General features: G+C 63.0%; 18 protein-coding genes. 6 read left to right on the forward strand and 12 right to left on the reverse strand.

The window, feature by feature from the left end; genetic code table 11:
- Positions 1-13: 13 nt before the first annotated feature.
- Both V5E97_RS13625 and V5E97_RS13630 read left to right on the forward strand, forming a co-directional pair.
- Positions 14-322 (forward strand): antibiotic biosynthesis monooxygenase, encoded by a 309-nt coding sequence (locus V5E97_RS13625; protein ID WP_406699864.1) that lies wholly within the window; start codon positions 14-16, stop codon positions 320-322.
- A 204-nt stretch (positions 323-526) separates the two neighbouring features.
- On the forward strand, positions 527-1747 hold the full coding sequence (locus V5E97_RS13630) for a GtrA family protein (RefSeq protein ID WP_406699865.1): 1221 nt from the start codon (positions 527-529) through the stop codon (positions 1745-1747).
- Here the strand turns inward: V5E97_RS13630 and V5E97_RS13635 are convergent.
- Genes V5E97_RS13635 through V5E97_RS13650 form a run of 4 tightly spaced genes read right to left on the reverse strand, consistent with a single transcriptional unit; the run spans position 1702 to position 4305 of the window.
- Positions 1702-2442: a hypothetical protein gene (locus V5E97_RS13635; protein WP_406699866.1), complete on the reverse strand. Its 741-nt coding sequence runs from the start codon at positions 2440-2442 to the stop codon at positions 1702-1704. The genes V5E97_RS13630 and V5E97_RS13635 overlap by 46 nt on opposite strands.
- A complete protein-coding gene (locus tag V5E97_RS13640; protein WP_406699867.1) occupies positions 2439-2990 on the reverse strand; it encodes an ExbD/TolR family protein in 552 nt (183 codons plus the stop codon). The genes V5E97_RS13635 and V5E97_RS13640 overlap by 4 nt, the downstream gene beginning before the upstream one ends.
- Positions 2987-3460, reverse strand: coding sequence for an ExbD/TolR family protein (locus V5E97_RS13645; RefSeq protein WP_406699868.1), 474 nt, complete (start codon positions 3458-3460; stop codon positions 2987-2989). The genes V5E97_RS13640 and V5E97_RS13645 overlap by 4 nt, the downstream gene beginning before the upstream one ends.
- A 29-nt stretch (positions 3461-3489) precedes the next feature.
- A complete protein-coding gene (locus V5E97_RS13650) occupies positions 3490-4305 on the reverse strand; it encodes a MotA/TolQ/ExbB proton channel family protein (RefSeq protein ID WP_406699869.1) in 816 nt (271 codons plus the stop codon).
- Between the two features lie 418 nt (positions 4306-4723).
- Here V5E97_RS13650 and V5E97_RS13655 point away from each other — a divergent pair, with 418 nt between their 5' ends.
- The 3 genes from V5E97_RS13655 to V5E97_RS13665 all read left to right on the forward strand — a co-directional run bounded on the left by V5E97_RS13655 (position 4724) and on the right by V5E97_RS13665 (position 9533).
- Positions 4724-6790, forward strand: a complete 2067-nt coding sequence (locus tag V5E97_RS13655; protein ID WP_406699870.1) for an alpha/beta hydrolase family protein — start codon at positions 4724-4726, stop codon at positions 6788-6790.
- Positions 6791-6977: 187 nt separating this feature from the next.
- The gene (locus V5E97_RS13660; protein WP_406699871.1) at positions 6978-8615 is read left to right on the forward strand and encodes an OprO/OprP family phosphate-selective porin; all 1638 of its coding nucleotides are present in this window, start codon (positions 6978-6980) and stop codon (positions 8613-8615) included.
- 18 nt (positions 8616-8633) lie between these two features.
- Positions 8634-9533, forward strand: coding sequence for a hypothetical protein (locus V5E97_RS13665; RefSeq protein WP_406699872.1), 900 nt, complete (start codon positions 8634-8636; stop codon positions 9531-9533).
- A gap of 31 nt (positions 9534-9564) precedes the next feature.
- Here V5E97_RS13665 and crcB read toward each other — a convergent pair whose 3' ends face one another.
- The 4 genes from crcB to V5E97_RS13685 form a co-directional block, all read right to left on the reverse strand.
- On the reverse strand, positions 9565-9948 hold the full coding sequence (gene crcB / locus V5E97_RS13670) for a fluoride efflux transporter CrcB (RefSeq protein ID WP_406699873.1): 384 nt from the start codon (positions 9946-9948) through the stop codon (positions 9565-9567).
- 72 nt (positions 9949-10020) lie between these two features.
- Positions 10021-10692: a metal-dependent transcriptional regulator gene (locus V5E97_RS13675; protein ID WP_406699874.1), complete on the reverse strand. Its 672-nt coding sequence runs from the start codon at positions 10690-10692 to the stop codon at positions 10021-10023.
- A 138-nt stretch (positions 10693-10830) separates the two neighbouring features.
- Positions 10831-12135, reverse strand: coding sequence for a class I SAM-dependent rRNA methyltransferase (locus V5E97_RS13680; protein ID WP_406699875.1), 1305 nt, complete (start codon positions 12133-12135; stop codon positions 10831-10833).
- 115 nt (positions 12136-12250) lie between these two features.
- Complete coding sequence (locus tag V5E97_RS13685) at positions 12251-12574, reverse strand: hypothetical protein (protein WP_406699876.1); 324 nt, start codon at positions 12572-12574, stop codon at positions 12251-12253.
- A gap of 114 nt (positions 12575-12688) precedes the next feature.
- On the opposite strand from V5E97_RS13685, the gene V5E97_RS13690 reads away from it, so the two are divergent.
- Positions 12689-13063, forward strand: a complete 375-nt coding sequence (locus V5E97_RS13690) for an ATP-dependent Clp protease adaptor ClpS (protein WP_406699877.1) — start codon at positions 12689-12691, stop codon at positions 13061-13063.
- Here the strand turns inward: V5E97_RS13690 and V5E97_RS13695 are convergent.
- From V5E97_RS13695 to V5E97_RS13710, 4 genes are all read right to left on the reverse strand, one after another.
- Positions 13036-13551, reverse strand: a complete 516-nt coding sequence (locus V5E97_RS13695) for a hypothetical protein (protein ID WP_406699878.1) — start codon at positions 13549-13551, stop codon at positions 13036-13038. The two genes, V5E97_RS13690 and V5E97_RS13695, sit on opposite strands and share 28 nt — an antisense overlap.
- A 132-nt stretch (positions 13552-13683) precedes the next feature.
- Positions 13684-14553 (reverse strand): SDR family oxidoreductase, encoded by an 870-nt coding sequence (locus tag V5E97_RS13700; RefSeq protein WP_406699879.1) that lies wholly within the window; start codon positions 14551-14553, stop codon positions 13684-13686.
- Positions 14550-15017, reverse strand: a complete 468-nt coding sequence (gene ruvX, locus V5E97_RS13705; RefSeq protein WP_406699880.1) for a Holliday junction resolvase RuvX — start codon at positions 15015-15017, stop codon at positions 14550-14552. Before ruvX ends, V5E97_RS13700 begins: the two co-directional genes overlap by 4 nt.
- Before the next feature lie 110 nt (positions 15018-15127).
- Positions 15128-16207: a mannose-1-phosphate guanylyltransferase gene (locus tag V5E97_RS13710; RefSeq protein WP_406699881.1), complete on the reverse strand. Its 1080-nt coding sequence runs from the start codon at positions 16205-16207 to the stop codon at positions 15128-15130.
- Positions 16208-16270: the final 63 nt, after the last annotated feature.

Here is a 16270-nt window from a genome sequence, read left to right on the forward strand (position 1 = left end):
GGAGTCTGCGCCGATGGTCACTGTGGGCATGTACTATGACGTCATTCCCGAGAAGAAAACGCTTTTCACCACCAAATTTCAAGAAGTCATCGAGCTCATGAAGACGATTGAGGGGCACAAGTCAAGCTTCCTCTATCAGCGCGTTGACGATCCCAACTCCTTTGCCGTTCTGAGCGAGTGGAGCGATCAGCAAGCGTTTCTGGACTTTATTCGTTCCGACACGTTTCGTCAGGTGACGACCTGGGGACGCGAGCAGATTCTCCGGTCGATGCCCAAGCACAAGATTTATCCGCGTGCGGAGGATCTCGGTCGTCCCTCCTGAACCTGAACTCGGATTGCCTTCGAAACGGCGATCCACTACGATTTCACGGACTCCCTCGCACAGAGGGAGCGTCTGCGCATGATGCGTGGGCGACTCCTCGGCACGATTTGCACCTCGGCGTGTTGCATCCCCCGGCGATCTCCCTCGTTTTGCGGCTCGACAAGCGACGGTGCGTTTGAATCACAAACGGAGTTTTGAGATTCCATGGCGCGTGTCAGTCTGATCCTGCCCCTGTCCCCCGGCACTTTGCTGACCGCCGAAGCGATCGAGAAATTCCGCGTGTGTCTCGAAGAAGCGGGACACACGGTGGAGGTGCTCGGTATTGCCGACCCGAGGTCGCCCCATTTTCCGCTCGTGGCCGGTTCCTGGTGGCGCTCGTTTGTGGCGCCTGAGCCGGGACTGGCCTCGGCCTCCATGGCCGGTCTCCGACGTGCCAAGGGAGACATCCTTGTCGTGCTCGATCATCACCGAGGTTACACCCTCACTGATCTGAGCCGCGTGATCGAGCCGCTGCAAACGCGCGACGCCGACCTGGTCGTCGCGAGCCGAAACGCCTCGCGAGGCGCCGAAATCCGACCTGGTCGCGTGGCGGTTTGGGCCGGACTGGCGGCTCGTCGCGTGATCGGGTCGACCGACCCGTTCTCAGGACTGGTGGCCTTGACCCGCGACCTGGCCCGATCGGCCGAGTTCGAGCCGCTTGGTTCCAGTTTCACGCTCGAATTGCTTGCGAGGGCCGGCGGCCAGCGCCAGGACGTCGCGGTGAGCCGAGGTCGGCGTGCGTCCCGCAAGCGCGTGGAACTCGATGATCTCCGCCACCTCAAGAGATTGGGCGATCATAAGTTCGGCAATATCTCCCGACTGATTCAATTCTGCGTGGTGGGCGCATCGGGCATGGTCGTCGACCTGTCTTGCTACGCCTTGTTCCAGTGGCTCTTCTCCCGAACGAACCTGGCGGCGATGACAGCGCCTGTGGTTGGCGGATCGCTGGCCCTCGCGGTGGCCGGGGCCTGTTCGATCGCCTTGGCGTTGATCTGGAATTTTTCGCTCAACCGCCGCCTGACGTTCAGCTACGCCCGGCGCGGGTCGCTGCTTCATCAGTTCTTGGGCTACGTTCTGAGCAATGCGCTTGGCGTTGGCCTGAGCTTCTCACTGCGACTGATTCTCCCCAGGCAGTTTTCCTTCTTCAACCGCCACCGGCTCGCGGCCGCCCTGGTCGGCATCGTCGCGGCGACCGGGATCAGTTTCTCGATGGCCCGCTGGTTTGTTTTCGGCCGGCGTCCCAACGACTCCGTCGAGCCGCCACTCACAGACGAAGAGAGTTGCGACGAAGTGACGCTTGTGGGAGTCGCCGAGATTGATGGAGGAGGAGTCGAGCGGCCTCAGCATGTGGGACCGGCGCACTTCTCGTCGTTCGAGCCTTCCTGATCCCCGTCCTGAAACAAGGGCGGGTCGAAGAGGTAAGCGGCTCCCGGTTCGTGACTGAAGGTGCTCGATACGGGCTTCCTGAGGTGCTGCCAGACGAGGACGGCGATCACGACCCCCGCGCCGCTGATCCCGAGAATCCAGTCGTTGACCGCGTTGCGGGAGCGCACGACGGGTGGACGCGTCGGCCGGGGCGGCGAGGACGGCGGTCGAGGGCCGACGATCAAGGGGGCGAGACGCTCGGTATCCCCCCCCTGGTAGCGGATCCGTTTCAGGTAGGTCCCGACGAAGCGGACGCTTTCCTGAACAGGTGGGGTTGAGGCCCCGTCCTTCGGCGCGGGGTAAACCCAGCAGAAGGGATCGCCCGAGGGGGTCACGGCCCAGGCCTCAACCAGTGGGGGAAAGGTTCCGAAGGCCCCCTGGAGGAATCGGCGGACGATTCGACCCTCGACCTGGACCCGAACCCCTGCGTATTTGGTGGGATGGTCCCAGAGTTCCCGGAACCGGAGCAACCTGGGAACGGGTTCCGAGTCACGCGCGATGAGCGACCGGCGATAGTCGGCGAGGTCGGCGACCGTGAGCGGCGAGTCATCTCCTCGCGTCGAGGGGATTGTGACACTCAGAAGGAGCCAGGCCGCGATCTGCGCTTGCCTTGACGTCTTGAACCATCGCCATCGCCGAGTGATCCGGCCAGTCATGGAATGCCCCGGGGTGTAGCGGATCCGGACGCGGGAGAGGGCTGGATGGCAGGGTCGGTGAGTCGAACCGTCGCCACCCCGGCTGCGTCACAGATTGCGATGACGCGAGCGGCTTCCTCATATCGAAGCGCATCGTCGGCGACGAGGCGAACCCTCAGGGGGCGTTTCTCCATGATCTGGACGTAGCGGGCGAGTCGTTCCCCGAGCGTGTTCAGGTCGGGCAGGACGGCCTCACCGAGGCGAAGTGACTTCAAGTCTCCCAGGTCGTCGGCTTCAGCACGGATCCAGAGGTCGTTCTCGAGGTCGGTGTCGACTCGCCGTGACGCGGGGGGTTGCCCTTTCCCCTTCGATTCGCTGGGCAAGGCCAGGGGAGAGGCGGGCAGGTCGAGGTCGAGGTGGGTCTCCCCCGAGGGGACCTGGAAGGTGAGTACGAAGAAGGCGAGGAGTTGGAACGCCATGTCGAGCATCGGCGTGACCGGGAAGGCGACCTCCTCCGGTGGTTGCGGCCGGCGTGACTTCGAGCGGCCTGTCCCCGCGGTCGTGCTCATCGTTGTTCCTTGTTCCTGAGAACGACCAGGCTGAAATGGGCGAATCCGCGTTCCTGGGCTTCGGCCAGGGTCCGCCGGACCATGCCATAGCTCGCGTCCTTGTCGGCTCGGATCACGACGTTGGTCGCCAGGTCCTCGGCGGGTCCCCCCAGGGTCTCTTGCCCTTCGATGCGCCGTTTGGCCTGGTCGGCCCACCAGCGTTGGCTGGCGTTCCCCTCCAGAGTCGCTCCCTCAACCAAAAGCTGGCCGTTCCTGTCGAGTGCGACGACGAGTCGATCGATGCCGAGGTCCGAACCCGGCAGTGCCGCCGGTGCGACCGGCAACCGGATTGACTTGGTCGTTCCTTCGAGCTTGGTGCCGAAGTGAATCAGCATCATGAAGAACGTGATGAGCTGAAGGACCACGTCGAGCAGCGGGGTCAGGTTCAGATTGAACATGTCCCCGCCTCGGTGACGGATCTTGTACGACATGGACGCCTCCTGGGTGGTCAACCGGCGCCTTACTTGTCCGCAACGGGGAGTGCCGAGCGGGTGACCGGCATGACCGCGGAGGCTAATGGGTGCGGCGCCCGGATGCCCGGCGAGAATTGTTCGAGCAACGAGTCGGCCGCCAGGGCCACTTCGAGTGAGAGGCGAGCGATCCGGTTCCGGAAGAGCGCGTAAAAGTAGATCGCCGGGATGGAGAGCGCAATCCCTTCGAGAGTTGCGAAGAGGGCTGTCGAAATTCCTGCCGCCAGGGCACTGGCTTGCGGAGACGAGCCGGCCGTGGCGATGACCTGAAAGCTGATGATCATGCCGTAGACCGTACCGACCAGGCCAATCATCGGCCCCAGCGTGCCGACGGTCGCGAGGTAGGTGGTGCGATGTTCCATCTCCATCGTCACATCGTCGTTGGCCATTTCCATGGCCTTCTGTGCAGGGGCCATGCCCGAGGGGAGCTTGCGAACTCCGGCGGCGAGCACCCGGGCGAGGAATGAAGCGTCGGCCGCGAGCCTCTGGTAGGCCTCGGTATACTGCTTCTGGCTAAGCAGTTCGCCGACCTCGCGGATGAGCCGATCGGGCAGGGCGACTGTCCGGCGATACTGTTTCGTCATCCAGACGATCAAGGCGATCATGTAGAACGACATGATCATGATCACGAGGCCGATCGGCCCCGAGGCCCGGATCATCCAGGAGAGGAAGGATTCGCTCTCCGAAGCGGCAACGACTCCGTCCGCCACCCCGGGCTCTTGGGCCCAGGCGACCAGTGGGGACGTCAAAACCAGGAGACCAACAAAGGCGAGGGGGGCGACCCAGCGACGGCAGGGCGTTGACATAGAACGCGGATCTCCACGCCCGTCTCGCACCGGCCTTCCCTTGGCACTCGAGCCTCGGCCGGAATCATCCAGGCTTGCTCTCAGCTTAGCCGATCGAGCGGGATCGAACAACTCCGTGCCTTGTCGGAGGGGCGGCAGGCCTGACAACTCGTTCGCCGCAATTCAGACAGGTGGCCTGGCAGTTGGAAATCCAGCCGCTCCCCGCTCGCCCCTCGGGGGATTCACTGGCTGGCCATCCCTCGGCCGGCCCGGAGGTTGGGAAATCCCCAAACTGGCCTGTCTGGGCCGCGATCTCACCTGGAAATACGGTCGATTTCTTCGCGTGCTGGGACGGGTGCAGCACCTTGCGACGTGTAGGCGCCCCTGATCTAATCCGGGACAACTCTCCGCTCCCATCCCGCCCTCATCGAGAATTCCCATGCCACGATCGCTTGGCTCTCTCATTCTCGCGGGTCTGCTCCTGGCGAGTCCGCTAGGCGCGACTGAGGTGTTGGCTGACGACCCGAAGCCATCGACCAACGATTTTGTCTCCAAGGCGCTCGCTCGTGAGATCATCGGGCCGCGGCAGACGCTTGCCGAGACAATTCGCGAATGCGAGTCGGCGATCCCTCGGATGCCTGAGCTCAAGAGCGTCGGCGCGTGGGAAAAAGAGGCCGAGATGATGAGGTCGGACGCCCTGACGCACGTCATTTTCCGCGGCGAGGCTTCAACCTGGTGCAAGGCCAAGGGGAAGGTGGAATGGCTCGACACGCTTGAAGGCGGTCCCGGCTATCGCATTAGAAAGCTTCGTTACGAAGCACTCCCGGGGCTCTGGATCCCCGCCTTGCTCTACGAGCCGGAATCGATGACGGGGAAAGTCCCCGTCGTGCTCAATGTCAACGGCCACGACGCCAACGGAAAGGCGGCCGACTACAAGCAAGTCCGTTGCATCAACCTGGCGAAGCGAGGGATGCTCGCCTTGAACATCGAATGGTTCGGAATGGGCCAGTTTCGCGACGGCAACTTTCGCCACGACCTGATCAACCACATCGACCTGTGTGGAGCAGGGGGGATCGCCACTCACTATCTGACGATGAGCCGGGGCCTCGACCTCCTGCTTGCGCTCGATCAGGCGGACCCGGAACGGGTCGCCGTCACCGGTCTGTCCGGTGGGGGTTGGCAGACGATTTTCATCAGCGCATTCGACAAGCGAGTGACGTTGACCAATCCAGTCGCCGGCTATTCGAGCTTTCTCACGAGAATTCAGCACTTCTCCGATCTGGGAGACGCGGAACAGACCCCCTGCGACCTGGCGACCGTGACCGACTATGCGCATATGACGGCGATGATGGCCCCGCGTGCCACCTTGCTCACGTTCAATGCCAAAGACAACTGCTGCTTCGCCGCGGGGCATGCGCTTCCCCCGTTGCTGGACGCCGCCGCCCCAGTTTTCCGGCTCTATGGCCAGGAGCCAAGACTTCGGTCTCACGTCAACACCGATCCCGGCACGCACAACTACCTGCGCGACAATCGTGAAGCGTTCTATGGGATGGTTGGCGATACCTTCTTCAAGGGGGACGCCGCCTACAGTGCGAAAGAGATTTCCGCAGACGCGGAGATCAAGCCGGCCGAGACCCTCAACGTGGCTCTGCCGGGCGATCAGGTGAGTTTGCACAGTCTGGCACTGAGTCTGAGCAAGCCCCTCCCCAACCAGGGCGAACTCCCGGTGAGCCCGGACGCGGCCCGCGCGTGGCGTGACAGCGGCAGGAAACGGCTTCGCGACGTTGTCCGAGCTCGCCAATACGAGACGAAGGCCCGGTCCACAGCGCGGGAGCAAGGCCATGAGTTCCAGGCCACTTTCTGGCGTGTCGAAGTGGGTGACTGGTCGGTGCCGGTCGTGGAACTTACCAAGGGGAATCCGAGTAAAACGGTCATTCTCCTTGCCGACGATGGCCGCCAGACGTCGCCGGATGAGGCAAGAAAATGGCTGAGCGCGAACTATCGCGTTCTGGCAGTCGATCCATTCTATGTCGGGGAAGCCAAGGTCGCCGAGCGCGACTATCTCTTTGCTCTCATGCTTTCCACCGTGGGTAACCGCCCGCTAGGCGTGCAGGCGAGCCAGCTTGCGGCGATCGCCCGGTGGGCGAAAACCGAACGCCCAGCCGAGACCGTGACGCTTGCCTCCTCGGGCCCAAGGACCGGCACGATGGCCCTGGTCGCGGCGGCTTTGGAAGAAGCGGCCATCGATGACGTCGTGCTCCGAGCACCACTGGGAAGTCTCAAGGAGCTGATCGAGACGAAGCAAGAATACCGGCTTTCCCCCGAGCTCTTCTGCTTCGGGCTGCTCCAGGAGTTCGATGTGGCACAACTCGCCGCCCTGGTTGTCCCTCGGAAGGTGACGATCCACGAGCCCAACGAACGCGCTCGGAAAGAACTGGGGGAACTCGGAGCCTGGTACAAAACCTGGGGAGCGGATTGGGAGCCACTCGCGTCAAAAGCTGAGTAGCACGGCCGGCCCGGCCGTAATTTGGCATAACCCGGCCGGCCCGGCCGCAATTTGGCATAATCCGGCCGGGCTGCTGGTTTCGGGAGAGTTTTCGTCAAGAAAGGCGCCACGGTGAGCCGATCTCGGGGATGACGGAACGGTCTGTATCTGGGACGTGATGCGCCCGGTCTCCGAGGACGGTAACCGGATGCGTCGATTGCTCGCACGCTGTCGGAATGGCCTCTTGCTTGGCCTCTGGCTCACCCCGCTGGTATGGGGGAACTGGCCTGAAAGCGTGGTCCGCGCCCAAGAGCCCACGCCGCAGCCGGCTGCTGTCTCCCCGCAGCCTGCTGTTGAGGAGCGACTCCGCCGCCTCGAGGAGGTCAATGCCCGCCTGCTCGAGCGACTCGACCGTGACCGAGACGAGTCGGCCCAGCGTTATCGCGAGTTGGAGGGCCGCTATCTTGAGCTCCAACGCCGCCTGGGCGAGCCGCCCCCGCCGCCGACTTCCTCTTCCAAACGCGAGACCGAGGAATCGTCTGAATCAGGCGAGGCGACCGCCCGCCGTTCACACTTTGGCCGCCCTGGTGAGTTGGGTAAGCATCCCAAGGTCCGCGAGCTTCCCTTGAAGGCTCGATTCGCGGACGGGTTTCAGCTTGCGTCGAAAGACGAGGAATTCGACCTCCGGTTTCACGTCCTCAACCAGACCGACTCCGAGATCTTCGTTCCCAACGACCGCACGTTTGGCAAGAGTGGCCTGTATATCCCTCGGGTCCGGCTCTACCTCGAGGGCCGGCTGACCCGGCTCTGGGACTACGAATTCTCGCTCCAGCGCAGTCTCGAAGGTTCCTGGGACCTCCTCGACGGCAACCTGAATTTTCACCCGTCGGACGCGTTCCAGGTGAAGTTCGGCCGGCAACTGGTTCCGTACAGCTACGATTGGTTTGACCACCTCGAGCAGTACTTCATCACACCTGAGCGGGCGCTCTTTCCTCTCAACTTCGGCCTCTCGCGTCAGGCCGGCTTGATGGGCTGGGGGCATGCCCGCGAGGGCCGGCTTGACTGGGCACTCGGGGTGTTCAACGGGCATCTTACCGGGCTGGCCGATAATAACCCGAATCTTGAGGGCGTCGGTTACCTGAACTTCCGGCCGTTCCTTGGCTCGGAACGGTTTCCAGCCCTGCACCACCTGAACGTGGGGGCGTCCGGATCGATCGGCGAGATCACGCGCAACGATACTCCGTTGCCAATGAGGACTTCGGTGCAGTCCTCCGACAATGACGAGGCGGCCGAGGATGCATCGGCCGTCTTCCTCGTGTTCAACGAGGGCACGGTCTATCAGGGAGACCGTCGCTTCGCTGCCGTGCACCTGGCTTACTACTTTCGAGGCCTCTCCTTCGAGTCGGAGTGGAACATTGGCCAGTTCCAGATGACCCGCCCCGGCCTGGGGCGCAAGCCCGAGATTCCGGTCGGGGGCTTCCACACGGCCCTCTCCTATTTTCTGACCGGCGAGCAGATCGAGCGGCGCACGACCGTTCAACCCCTCAGGCCGTTCCACCCACAGAATGGCGAATGGGGACTAGGCGCCTTCGAGCCGTTCATCCGTTACAGTCACTTGAACCTGGGCGAGGACATCTTCACTGAAGGGCTGGCCGAAGGCCGGCTCTGGACCAACGACGTGGGCATGATCGACCTGGGGATGAACTGGTATCCCAACCGCTGGATCAAGTTCTACCTCACGTGGCAGCACGCGATGTTTGGCTCACCCGTCTTGGTCAATGAGGCGAAGAATACCTTCGGCCGGGATATGGACCTGTTCTGGCTACGTGGTCAGGTCTACTTCTGAGGTCGGCAAGCGATCGCGATGCCCACCCGACTTCCGCGGACGCCCGCGCCCGGCTTATTAATCGGATCGGGCGGGCACGCGTCGATGGCGACCGGAGCACCGAAGTATGCGATCCCCAAATTTCATGAGGACGTCATGATCGACCGGTCAGACATTCCCGAGCCAGATGAGGAGAATCGCCAGGAGGCCGAGGAGCTATTCCTTCATCGAATGGTGAACTCGCTGGTCGTTGCCAAGGTGCGACAGTCTCGATTGTCGGGACTCGGTGACGAGGCGATTCGTCGATCCGTCCTGGTATTCACGCTCGATCAGGTGTCTCGTCTTGGCGGATCCGGTGTCGATTCGGAGCCGCGCCAGGAGACGCTGGTTGCTTGGATCGAGCAGGCACTTGAGGACGCTCTGGCCGATCCCTGGCCGGATGACTTCGCCGAGCCTCAACGGCGGATTACGGATCGAGTTGAGGGCGAGCCAATCCTGCTGGCCAATGGAGAAGCCTGGACTTTCCCTCACCTTGACCTCGAGCGGTTCCCGCGAACCCTGGCCGATGGCAGCATCGACCTTCAATATGAATGGATCCAGGACCCGGACGGCATGGATCTCCTCACGGCATTGATCTGGATCGACAACGACCTCTCCGATTCGAGGGCCGTCCTGCCCCACTTGTTGACCGCGAGCACACTTCTGTTGCGGCGCAATTACAGTCTGACGGAGATGGAGTGTCGCCAGTTGATGCCGATCGATCCGGAAAACCCGGAGTGCGTCGGTCAGTTGATCGCGCTGGGCTCGGACGAGATCCAGACAGACGCGTCCCTCGCCTCCAGGCCGATCGGGGAACTGACGGAGGGGATCGTTCAGTCGCTGCTGACTTTGCTGGCTCCCGTGATTGAAGACATCCGGAAGGTCAGTGGCGAGGGTTAGAGTGGGGTCGTGGCACGGCGGGAGAATCGATTTAGCCGATGCTGCGGCCAAACGCCATCCCAATGATGACTGCGAGGAGACCGGCCGCCGCGCTGCCCACGAAGTAGGCGCAGGCGCGGAACATTTCGCCCCGCTCCCAGAGGAGCATCGATTCCATCATATACGAGGAAAACGTCGTGTAACCGCCGAGAAAGCCGGTCACGATGAGGAGACGAAGGCGAGGGGAGGGGAGCCATCGCTCGAGCGCCATTGCCAAGAAGCCAATGGCGAACGACCCGCTGACGTTGATCAGGAATGTTCCCCAGGGGAAGTGGTGGCCGGCCCAGTTCCGGACCCAGATGCCCACAAAATGGCGGGCATTGACTCCGATTGCACCCCCTACCGTCAGGACCAGAATCGTGGCCCAGCGCTCCAACGAACACGCTCCTTCCTGGCGAAGGCCGGCGTGGCTTGCCGGCCCCGGATGCGGTGTGATCGCGCGAATGAGTTAAACCGCAGGTTGGGGAGCAACCAGGACCTTCGTGGCGGCATCGTGTCCGAGGGCCACCGAGCGATTCTGGAGTCGAATGACCAGGGCCCCCGCTTCGGGCCGGTTCTCGGCCAGCTCGCCGAGGGCGTGCAGGTCGAGTCCGCACTCACTCAGGTAGCGGAGGAAGGCGGGATCTTGATCGACGACCCGGACGACGCGGAACTGCTGACCACGCGGGAGGCGGGCCAGGGGGATCCCCTCAGGTTCCTTGAGCGAGCCATCCGCGCTGGGAATCGGGTCGCCGTGGGGGTCGACGCTCGGGTGCCCGAGGAAGGCATCGATTCGGTCGATGAGGCGTTCGGAGGCCGCATGCTCCATGTGCTCGGCCTCCTCATGAACCTCGTCCCAGGGCATTTTCAAGGTTTCAACGAGGAAGAGTTCGAGCAGGCGATGGCGGCGGATGACCTTCATCGCGAGCTGTCGCCCCGATGCGGTCAGCCTCGCCCCTTCGTAGGGCGTGTATGTGGCCAGGCTCGCCTCGGAGAGGGTTTTTAGCATCCCCGTCACAGTCCCGGGCGAGACGTTCAGGGCATGGGCCAGTTCACCGGTTGCGACGGCGGCGCCTGCGCAATCGCGGGCGGAGATCTGGGCGATTGCCTTGACGTAATTCTCAACGGTCAAGCTGGCCACAACGAGCCCTCGTTCACAGCGCAGAGCGACACGTAAACTCTCCGAATCGGACTACCCCGAAGGGAACTTCAATCCTAACGAAAGACAGGCCGCGGTCGGAAGGGAGGTTGGTCTGGTCCCTTCCGATCCGGGCTTCCGTCAATCGATATCAATTCGGTCATCGTCTTCGAAGGTCGACGATCCCACAACCCCGGTTTTTTCTCCCATCCGTAGCCAGACCCCCTTGAGGTAGGCTCCTTCCAGGGCGTCGAGCCCGACGGGATGGTCCGGCGACGCACCTGTGACAGCCAGGACTTGCGCCGATCGACCCGCCTTGCGAGCCGCCGCCCGGAGCAGATGGAGAAATTCTTCGGGGGGGAGCAAGCCGGAGCAGGAGCAGGTCAGGAGGAAGCCGCCGGGCTCGACCACGCTCATGGCCAGGAAGTTCATGTCGAAATACTTCTGCTTGCCCGTCGCGATGTCGAGCCGTCCTGGAATGAGCTTCGGCGGGTCGAGGACGACGACGCCGAACGCGCGCTCATTGACTCGCATCTGCCTCAGGTAGCCAAACGCATCGGCATGAACGTAGGTGGGGCGCACCTGGTTGAGGTTGCCGTTGTCGCGGGCCCGCGCAATGGCCTTCTCATCGAGGTCCACCCCGGTGACCTCCGTGGCCCCCCCCTTGGCGAGGGCGGAAATTCCGAACCCACCCGTGTAGCAGCAGACGTCGAGCATCGACCGGCCGGGCGTGAAGCGGAGCAGGGCTTGGCGGTTTTCGCGCTGGTCGCAGAAGAAACCGGTCTTATGACTTCCCTCGAAGACGACCCGGTAGCGGACTCCGTTCTCCTGGATCGTCACCCGGGGCGGCAACTTCGGACTGACGATGGGCCGGCCCGAGAAGTCCTCGGCCATGGCGATCCGTTCGTCGACGTTGACTCGGACGTGTTTCGTTCCGAGCCGTTCGGCGATCAGCGAAAGGATGGGCCCGATTCGCTGATACATCCCCAGGCTGTAGATTTCCGCCGAGAGCACGTCGTCGAATCGGTCGACGATCAGGCCGGAGAGCCCGTCTCCTTCGGCATGGAGGACGCGGTAGGCATTGGTGACCGCGTCGAGGCCGAGGATGTCTCGCCTCAAGGCGATGGCTCGGTCGATCCGGTTCGTCCAGAATGGCAGGCTCGGGGGATCGACCCCTTGGGAGAGCAGCCGGAGGCTGATCTGCGAGCGCCCGTTCCAGAGGCCGAAGCCCAACGGGAGATTTTCGCGATCGACGACGCGGACGATGTCGCCGTCCATAGGACGGCTCCCTCCGACCGGCCCGATCACCATTTTTCGATAGACGAACGGGTGGTATCCCGGCGACCGAACCGCCACGACGGGGAGATCCCCCGAGGGTTCCAGGCTCCGGTCGGGCATGGGAGTGAGAGTCGGGGCCTCGGGGAGAGGGCGTTGCGGACGGATCATTCTCAAAGGCTCAAGGAGATAGGGCGCTGCGATCAATCGTCAAGAATGGGCTTCAATAGTCATCGCCGGGCCTCTTCGCCAGTGCGCGAGGCCCGAGCGAGAAAGTCTCAAAAAGTCACGACTCGTCGTCGTCGCCAAGATCGTCGTCATCGGCGCCCGTGAAGTCATTACGGGCAACCCGCCTGAGACGGACCAGCAGGGACGTGGCGTAGCGTTGGACCGCAAGCTGCTTGGTCATCACCGCTTCGTCGGCCGCCGCAAGCGGAATGGCCCCTACCAAGCGATGGCACTGAGCCAAACTTTCCCAGCCGATTTTGAGGACGCTCGGCGCCTTGTCGGGATTGCCACGGACCATGCGAAGTGCTTGGCGGGCTTTCTTCAATCCGGCCTGGGCTTGGTGAAGCTGCCGCAAGGCCGTACCTGCACTCATCTCGGACATCGATTCTCCTCAACGCCGCCAGACTATAAAGCGTTGCCATACGAAGTAGACGGCGCTCAGGATATAGTAGTCAGATCGTCCCCTTCGCTTCAATCACAGTCCGGGAGCCGCCCGATGAGCGACACCCAAGAAAACGACATGACCTTCGAAGAACCGGTTGTCACGACGGAGACCGAACCCAAGTCAAAAACGGACACGACGACCAAGACTCGCCGTCAGCCCCCGTACCACGTCATCATTTTGAATGATGAGGAGCATACGTTCGAGTACGTCATCGAACTACTGGTGAGACTCTTCGGCCACCCCCTGGAAACCGCGCATGAGCTGACCTGGCAAATCCATAACACGGGTCGCGCGATCGTTTACACCACGCATCGCGAGAAAGCCGAGCTCAAGTGTGACCAGGTCCTCGGATTCGGCGCCGATCCGAGGATGGCCATTTCCAAAGGACCGCTCGGCTGTTACATCGAGCCCGCGCCGATTGATTGAACAACGGGCATCACCCGTTCCTTGATCTCCTCGACGGACTGCTTGGCCGCGTCGCTGACGTCGTTCATCGTCAGGCCAAGCGTGTCAGTCCCTAGTTTCAAGGCCAGGTAGTCCTCGGCCACGCCCAGGACCGCGTCGGGAATTCTGAGGACCGTGGAACCGGTGACCCGGAGCATCGGGGCGATTGTGGCGACTCCGGCAGCTACGACCGCTCCCATGGGCGCGGCCCACGGATCCTCTTCGCCATCCTCACGCATCGACTCCATCGCGACCCAGGCCCCCGAGAGGGCGTGCGGGATCAGCACCGGGAGACTTCTCCGGCTCGGAACGAACCCGAGCTTGTCGATCACCATCTCACCAATCGCCGCCGCGACCCAGTGGCTCGCGTCCGGCTTTCGTTGAGCCGTTTTCAAAAGCGCGGGACCAAGCGTCGCCTTCAGCCCGCTGAGAACGGCCAACTTCATTGCCTTCTCGAACGCCGCAGTCATGATCGCTTCCTCCAGATCGAGCCGAGATTCCCCAGCCGACGGAGAGACGAGAAAACCTGTCCTCATCTCGCGCACCGGCGATTGAACAGGCTTGACATGCAAGAGGCAGGCCGTCGTCCAAATTTTTCCCGATCAGGGGGTAGCGATGGCGGCCGGAAGTCCGCTCTGGATATCGGGGAAGGCCAGATCCACCTGGAGCTCGGAACGAATTCGGTGATTCGAGATCCGTTTGTTCGATTCCTCGCGCGCCGCCGCCGGGTTGTCCGGGTTCACGGTTTCGAAGCGAGGCGGAGCGATTCCCAGTAGGGTCGCCACGAGGCTGTAGAACTCCTGACGCTCGACGGGGCGATCGTCGCTCACATGGTAGATTCGGCCAGGTGCGCCCCGATCGAGGGCGGCGACCGCCAGGGTCGCGGCGTCGTCGATATGGATCAGATTGAGAAACTTGGTCGGATCTCCGGCGATCGGTTCGTTTCGTTCCAGGCTCGCCTTGCGCGGAATTCGATGGGGGCCGTACAGCCCGGAACAGCGGATCACGACGGGATCGAGACCTCGTCCCGGCCCGAGACGTCGCGTAACCGCTTCGGCATCGAGGCAGACGCGGCCGGACTCGTGGGCCGGCTCGGCGGGATCATCCTCGGTGATCCAGCCACCGTCGTTACGGCCGTAGACTCCCGTGGAACTCACATAGACCAACTGGCCGGCGGTTCCTGGGTAGTGTTCGAGAAAGTTGCGAACGCCTTCCACATAGACCGTCCGCATGGAATCGGCACCCGAGCGATCGAAGCCGACGGAGTAGAGGACGCGGTCGACATCGGGCAAGTTAGTCAGCGAGTCGGGGGCGAGTACGTTCGCGATCACCGGTTCGATTCCCACGCCCTGCAGACTCGCTGCGCGGGCGGAGGAGCGAACCGTGCCGTAGACGGTCTCGCCACGGTCCGCCAGGAGTTTGCCGACGCGCTGACCAAGATAGCCGCAGCCGACGATCAGAGTCCGGCTCATGACTCCTCCTCCGCCGCGTCGGCCAGAGGAGTGGCCGGTAACTCGGTTTCGGGACAGCCGGCGTCAAGGTAGTTCTGGAGCAGGATCTGCGCGGCGAGCATATCGCGGTAGCCTTTGCGTTTGTGCCGTTTCATGCCGATGGCGATGAGGGCGTCTTCCGCTTCGGACGAGGTGTATCGTTCGTCGTAATAGAGGACCGGCAGGCCTGTCACATTGGCGATCCAGGTGCCGAAGGTTCGCGCCTTCGAGGCCGACGTTCCCTCGCGACCCCCTGTGTGGAGGGGGAGTCCGATCACGATCCGATCCACCTCGTGCTCGCCGACCAGGTTCTTGTAGTGGCGAGCGTCCTGCGCCGGGTCGGTCCGCTCGTGGACTTCGAGCGGCGTGGCGATCATCCGCCTCGGATCGCTGACCGCGGCTCCGACCCGCTTGGTACCGAAATCGAGGCCGAGAATCCGAGGCATGACCGACTCCGAACACGAGGAAGGACGTGGAAACGAACAGGCCAAGCCTCGTGCTGGCGTTTCGAAGATTTCAGACCTGGCGAGGACGAGGAAGTCTCAAAACTCATGGTTCAAAGCAGCGAGCCGAAACCGCCTTGGTCCAGGCCTTCCACGAGCGCCTTGAGCTTGTCGAGCTGGTCTTTTCTGGCGACCAGGGTTGCGCCTCCGGACTGCACGATGACCAGGTCGTCCACGCCCAAGGTGGCGATGACTCCCCCGTCGTCGGAGACGATGATGCTTCCCGTCGTGTCGTTGGCGTAGACCTTCCCCTGGGTCGTGTTGCCCTGGCTGTCAGGGGGGACGAGGGCGGTCAAGGCACGCCAGTCGCCGACGTCGTTCCAGTCGTAGACGACTTCGAGGACCCGGACGTTCGTCGCCTTCTCCATGACGGCCTTGTCGATCGGCACTTTCTCCATCAGCGGGTACTCGCGGGCGACCGTCCCCTCCTCGTCGGGCGTGCCGAGCACCTGGCCGACGCGGTCAAGCGCCGCGGCGAGGATCGGTCGGTGCGTCTTCAGCGCGTCGAGGATGGCGCGAGCGCGCCAGACGAAGATGCCCGAGTTCCAGGCGAATCGACCCTCGGCGAGGAAGCGCTCGGCGGTCTCCCGATCGGGCTTTTCGCGAAACTGGGCGACTCGATGGAGCGCGATCCCTTCCTTCGAGGGGAGGGCCTCACCCCGTTCGATGTATCCGTAGCCCGTTTCGGGGTGAGTCGGCTTGATGCCGAAGGTGACGAACGCCGAGGGATCGGCGTCGATCACCGAGACCGCCGCGCCGACGGTCGCGAGGAACTTTTCGCGAGGTTCGATCACGTGGTCGGCCGGCATGACGATCATCGTGCCGTTGGGATCTTTGCGGGCGACGATCTCGGCGGCCAGCCCGACGCAAGGGCCGGTGTCGCGCGGACAGGGTTCAGCCACAACGTTCTCGGGGGGAAGCTGGGGCAATTGCGCACGGACCGCGTCGGCCTGGTCGCTGCCGGTGATAATCAGCGTCCGCTCGGGTGTGACCAAGGGCGCGATCCGGGCAACGGTCTGCTGGAGCATCGTCGCGTCGCCGTAGAGGCGGAGCAACTGTTTGGGGCGGTTGCGTCGGCTCTTGGGCCAGAAGCGGGTCCCACTTCCTCCAGCCATGACTACAGCGTGAAGCATCGCGACTCAGTTCTCCTGGTGCTTGGCGGTCCATCGAAACTTCGCTGTCAACGAACAGCAAAA

The sequence above is a fragment of the Singulisphaera photorubra genome (assembly GCF_045290345.1).
Classification (GTDB): Bacteria; Planctomycetota; Planctomycetia; order Isosphaerales; family Isosphaeraceae; genus Singulisphaera.

Excerpts from the sequence above, each read along its gene's own strand:
- V5E97_RS13695 (WP_406699878.1), bottom strand. The coding sequence starts at position 13,551 with ATGACTGCGGCGTTCGAGAAGGCAATGAAGTTGGCCGTTCTCAGCGGG.
- V5E97_RS13700 (WP_406699879.1), bottom strand. The coding sequence starts at position 14,553 with ATGAGCCGGACTCTGATCGTCGGCTGCGGCTATCTTGGTCAGCGCGTC.
- ruvX (WP_406699880.1), bottom strand. The coding sequence starts at position 15,017 with ATGCCTCGGATTCTCGGCCTCGATTTCGGTACCAAGCGGGTCGGAGCC.
- V5E97_RS13665 (WP_406699872.1), top strand. The coding sequence starts at position 8,634 with ATGCCCACCCGACTTCCGCGGACGCCCGCGCCCGGCTTATTAATCGGA.
- V5E97_RS13640 (WP_406699867.1), bottom strand. The coding sequence starts at position 2,990 with ATGAGCACGACCGCGGGGACAGGCCGCTCGAAGTCACGCCGGCCGCAA.
- V5E97_RS13710 (WP_406699881.1), bottom strand. The coding sequence starts at position 16,207 with ATGCTTCACGCTGTAGTCATGGCTGGAGGAAGTGGGACCCGCTTCTGG.
- V5E97_RS13685 (WP_406699876.1), bottom strand. The coding sequence starts at position 12,574 with ATGTCCGAGATGAGTGCAGGTACGGCCTTGCGGCAGCTTCACCAAGCC.
- V5E97_RS13635 (WP_406699866.1), bottom strand. The coding sequence starts at position 2,442 with ATGACTGGCCGGATCACTCGGCGATGGCGATGGTTCAAGACGTCAAGG.
- V5E97_RS13660 (WP_406699871.1), top strand. The coding sequence starts at position 6,978 with ATGCGTCGATTGCTCGCACGCTGTCGGAATGGCCTCTTGCTTGGCCTC.
- V5E97_RS13630 (WP_406699865.1), top strand. The coding sequence starts at position 527 with ATGGCGCGTGTCAGTCTGATCCTGCCCCTGTCCCCCGGCACTTTGCTG.
- V5E97_RS13680 (WP_406699875.1), bottom strand. The coding sequence starts at position 12,135 with ATGATCCGTCCGCAACGCCCTCTCCCCGAGGCCCCGACTCTCACTCCC.
- V5E97_RS13690 (WP_406699877.1), top strand. The coding sequence starts at position 12,689 with ATGAGCGACACCCAAGAAAACGACATGACCTTCGAAGAACCGGTTGTC.
- V5E97_RS13655 (WP_406699870.1), top strand. The coding sequence starts at position 4,724 with ATGCCACGATCGCTTGGCTCTCTCATTCTCGCGGGTCTGCTCCTGGCG.
- V5E97_RS13650 (WP_406699869.1), bottom strand. The coding sequence starts at position 4,305 with ATGTCAACGCCCTGCCGTCGCTGGGTCGCCCCCCTCGCCTTTGTTGGT.
- V5E97_RS13625 (WP_406699864.1), top strand. The coding sequence starts at position 14 with ATGGTCACTGTGGGCATGTACTATGACGTCATTCCCGAGAAGAAAACG.
- V5E97_RS13645 (WP_406699868.1), bottom strand. The coding sequence starts at position 3,460 with ATGTCGTACAAGATCCGTCACCGAGGCGGGGACATGTTCAATCTGAAC.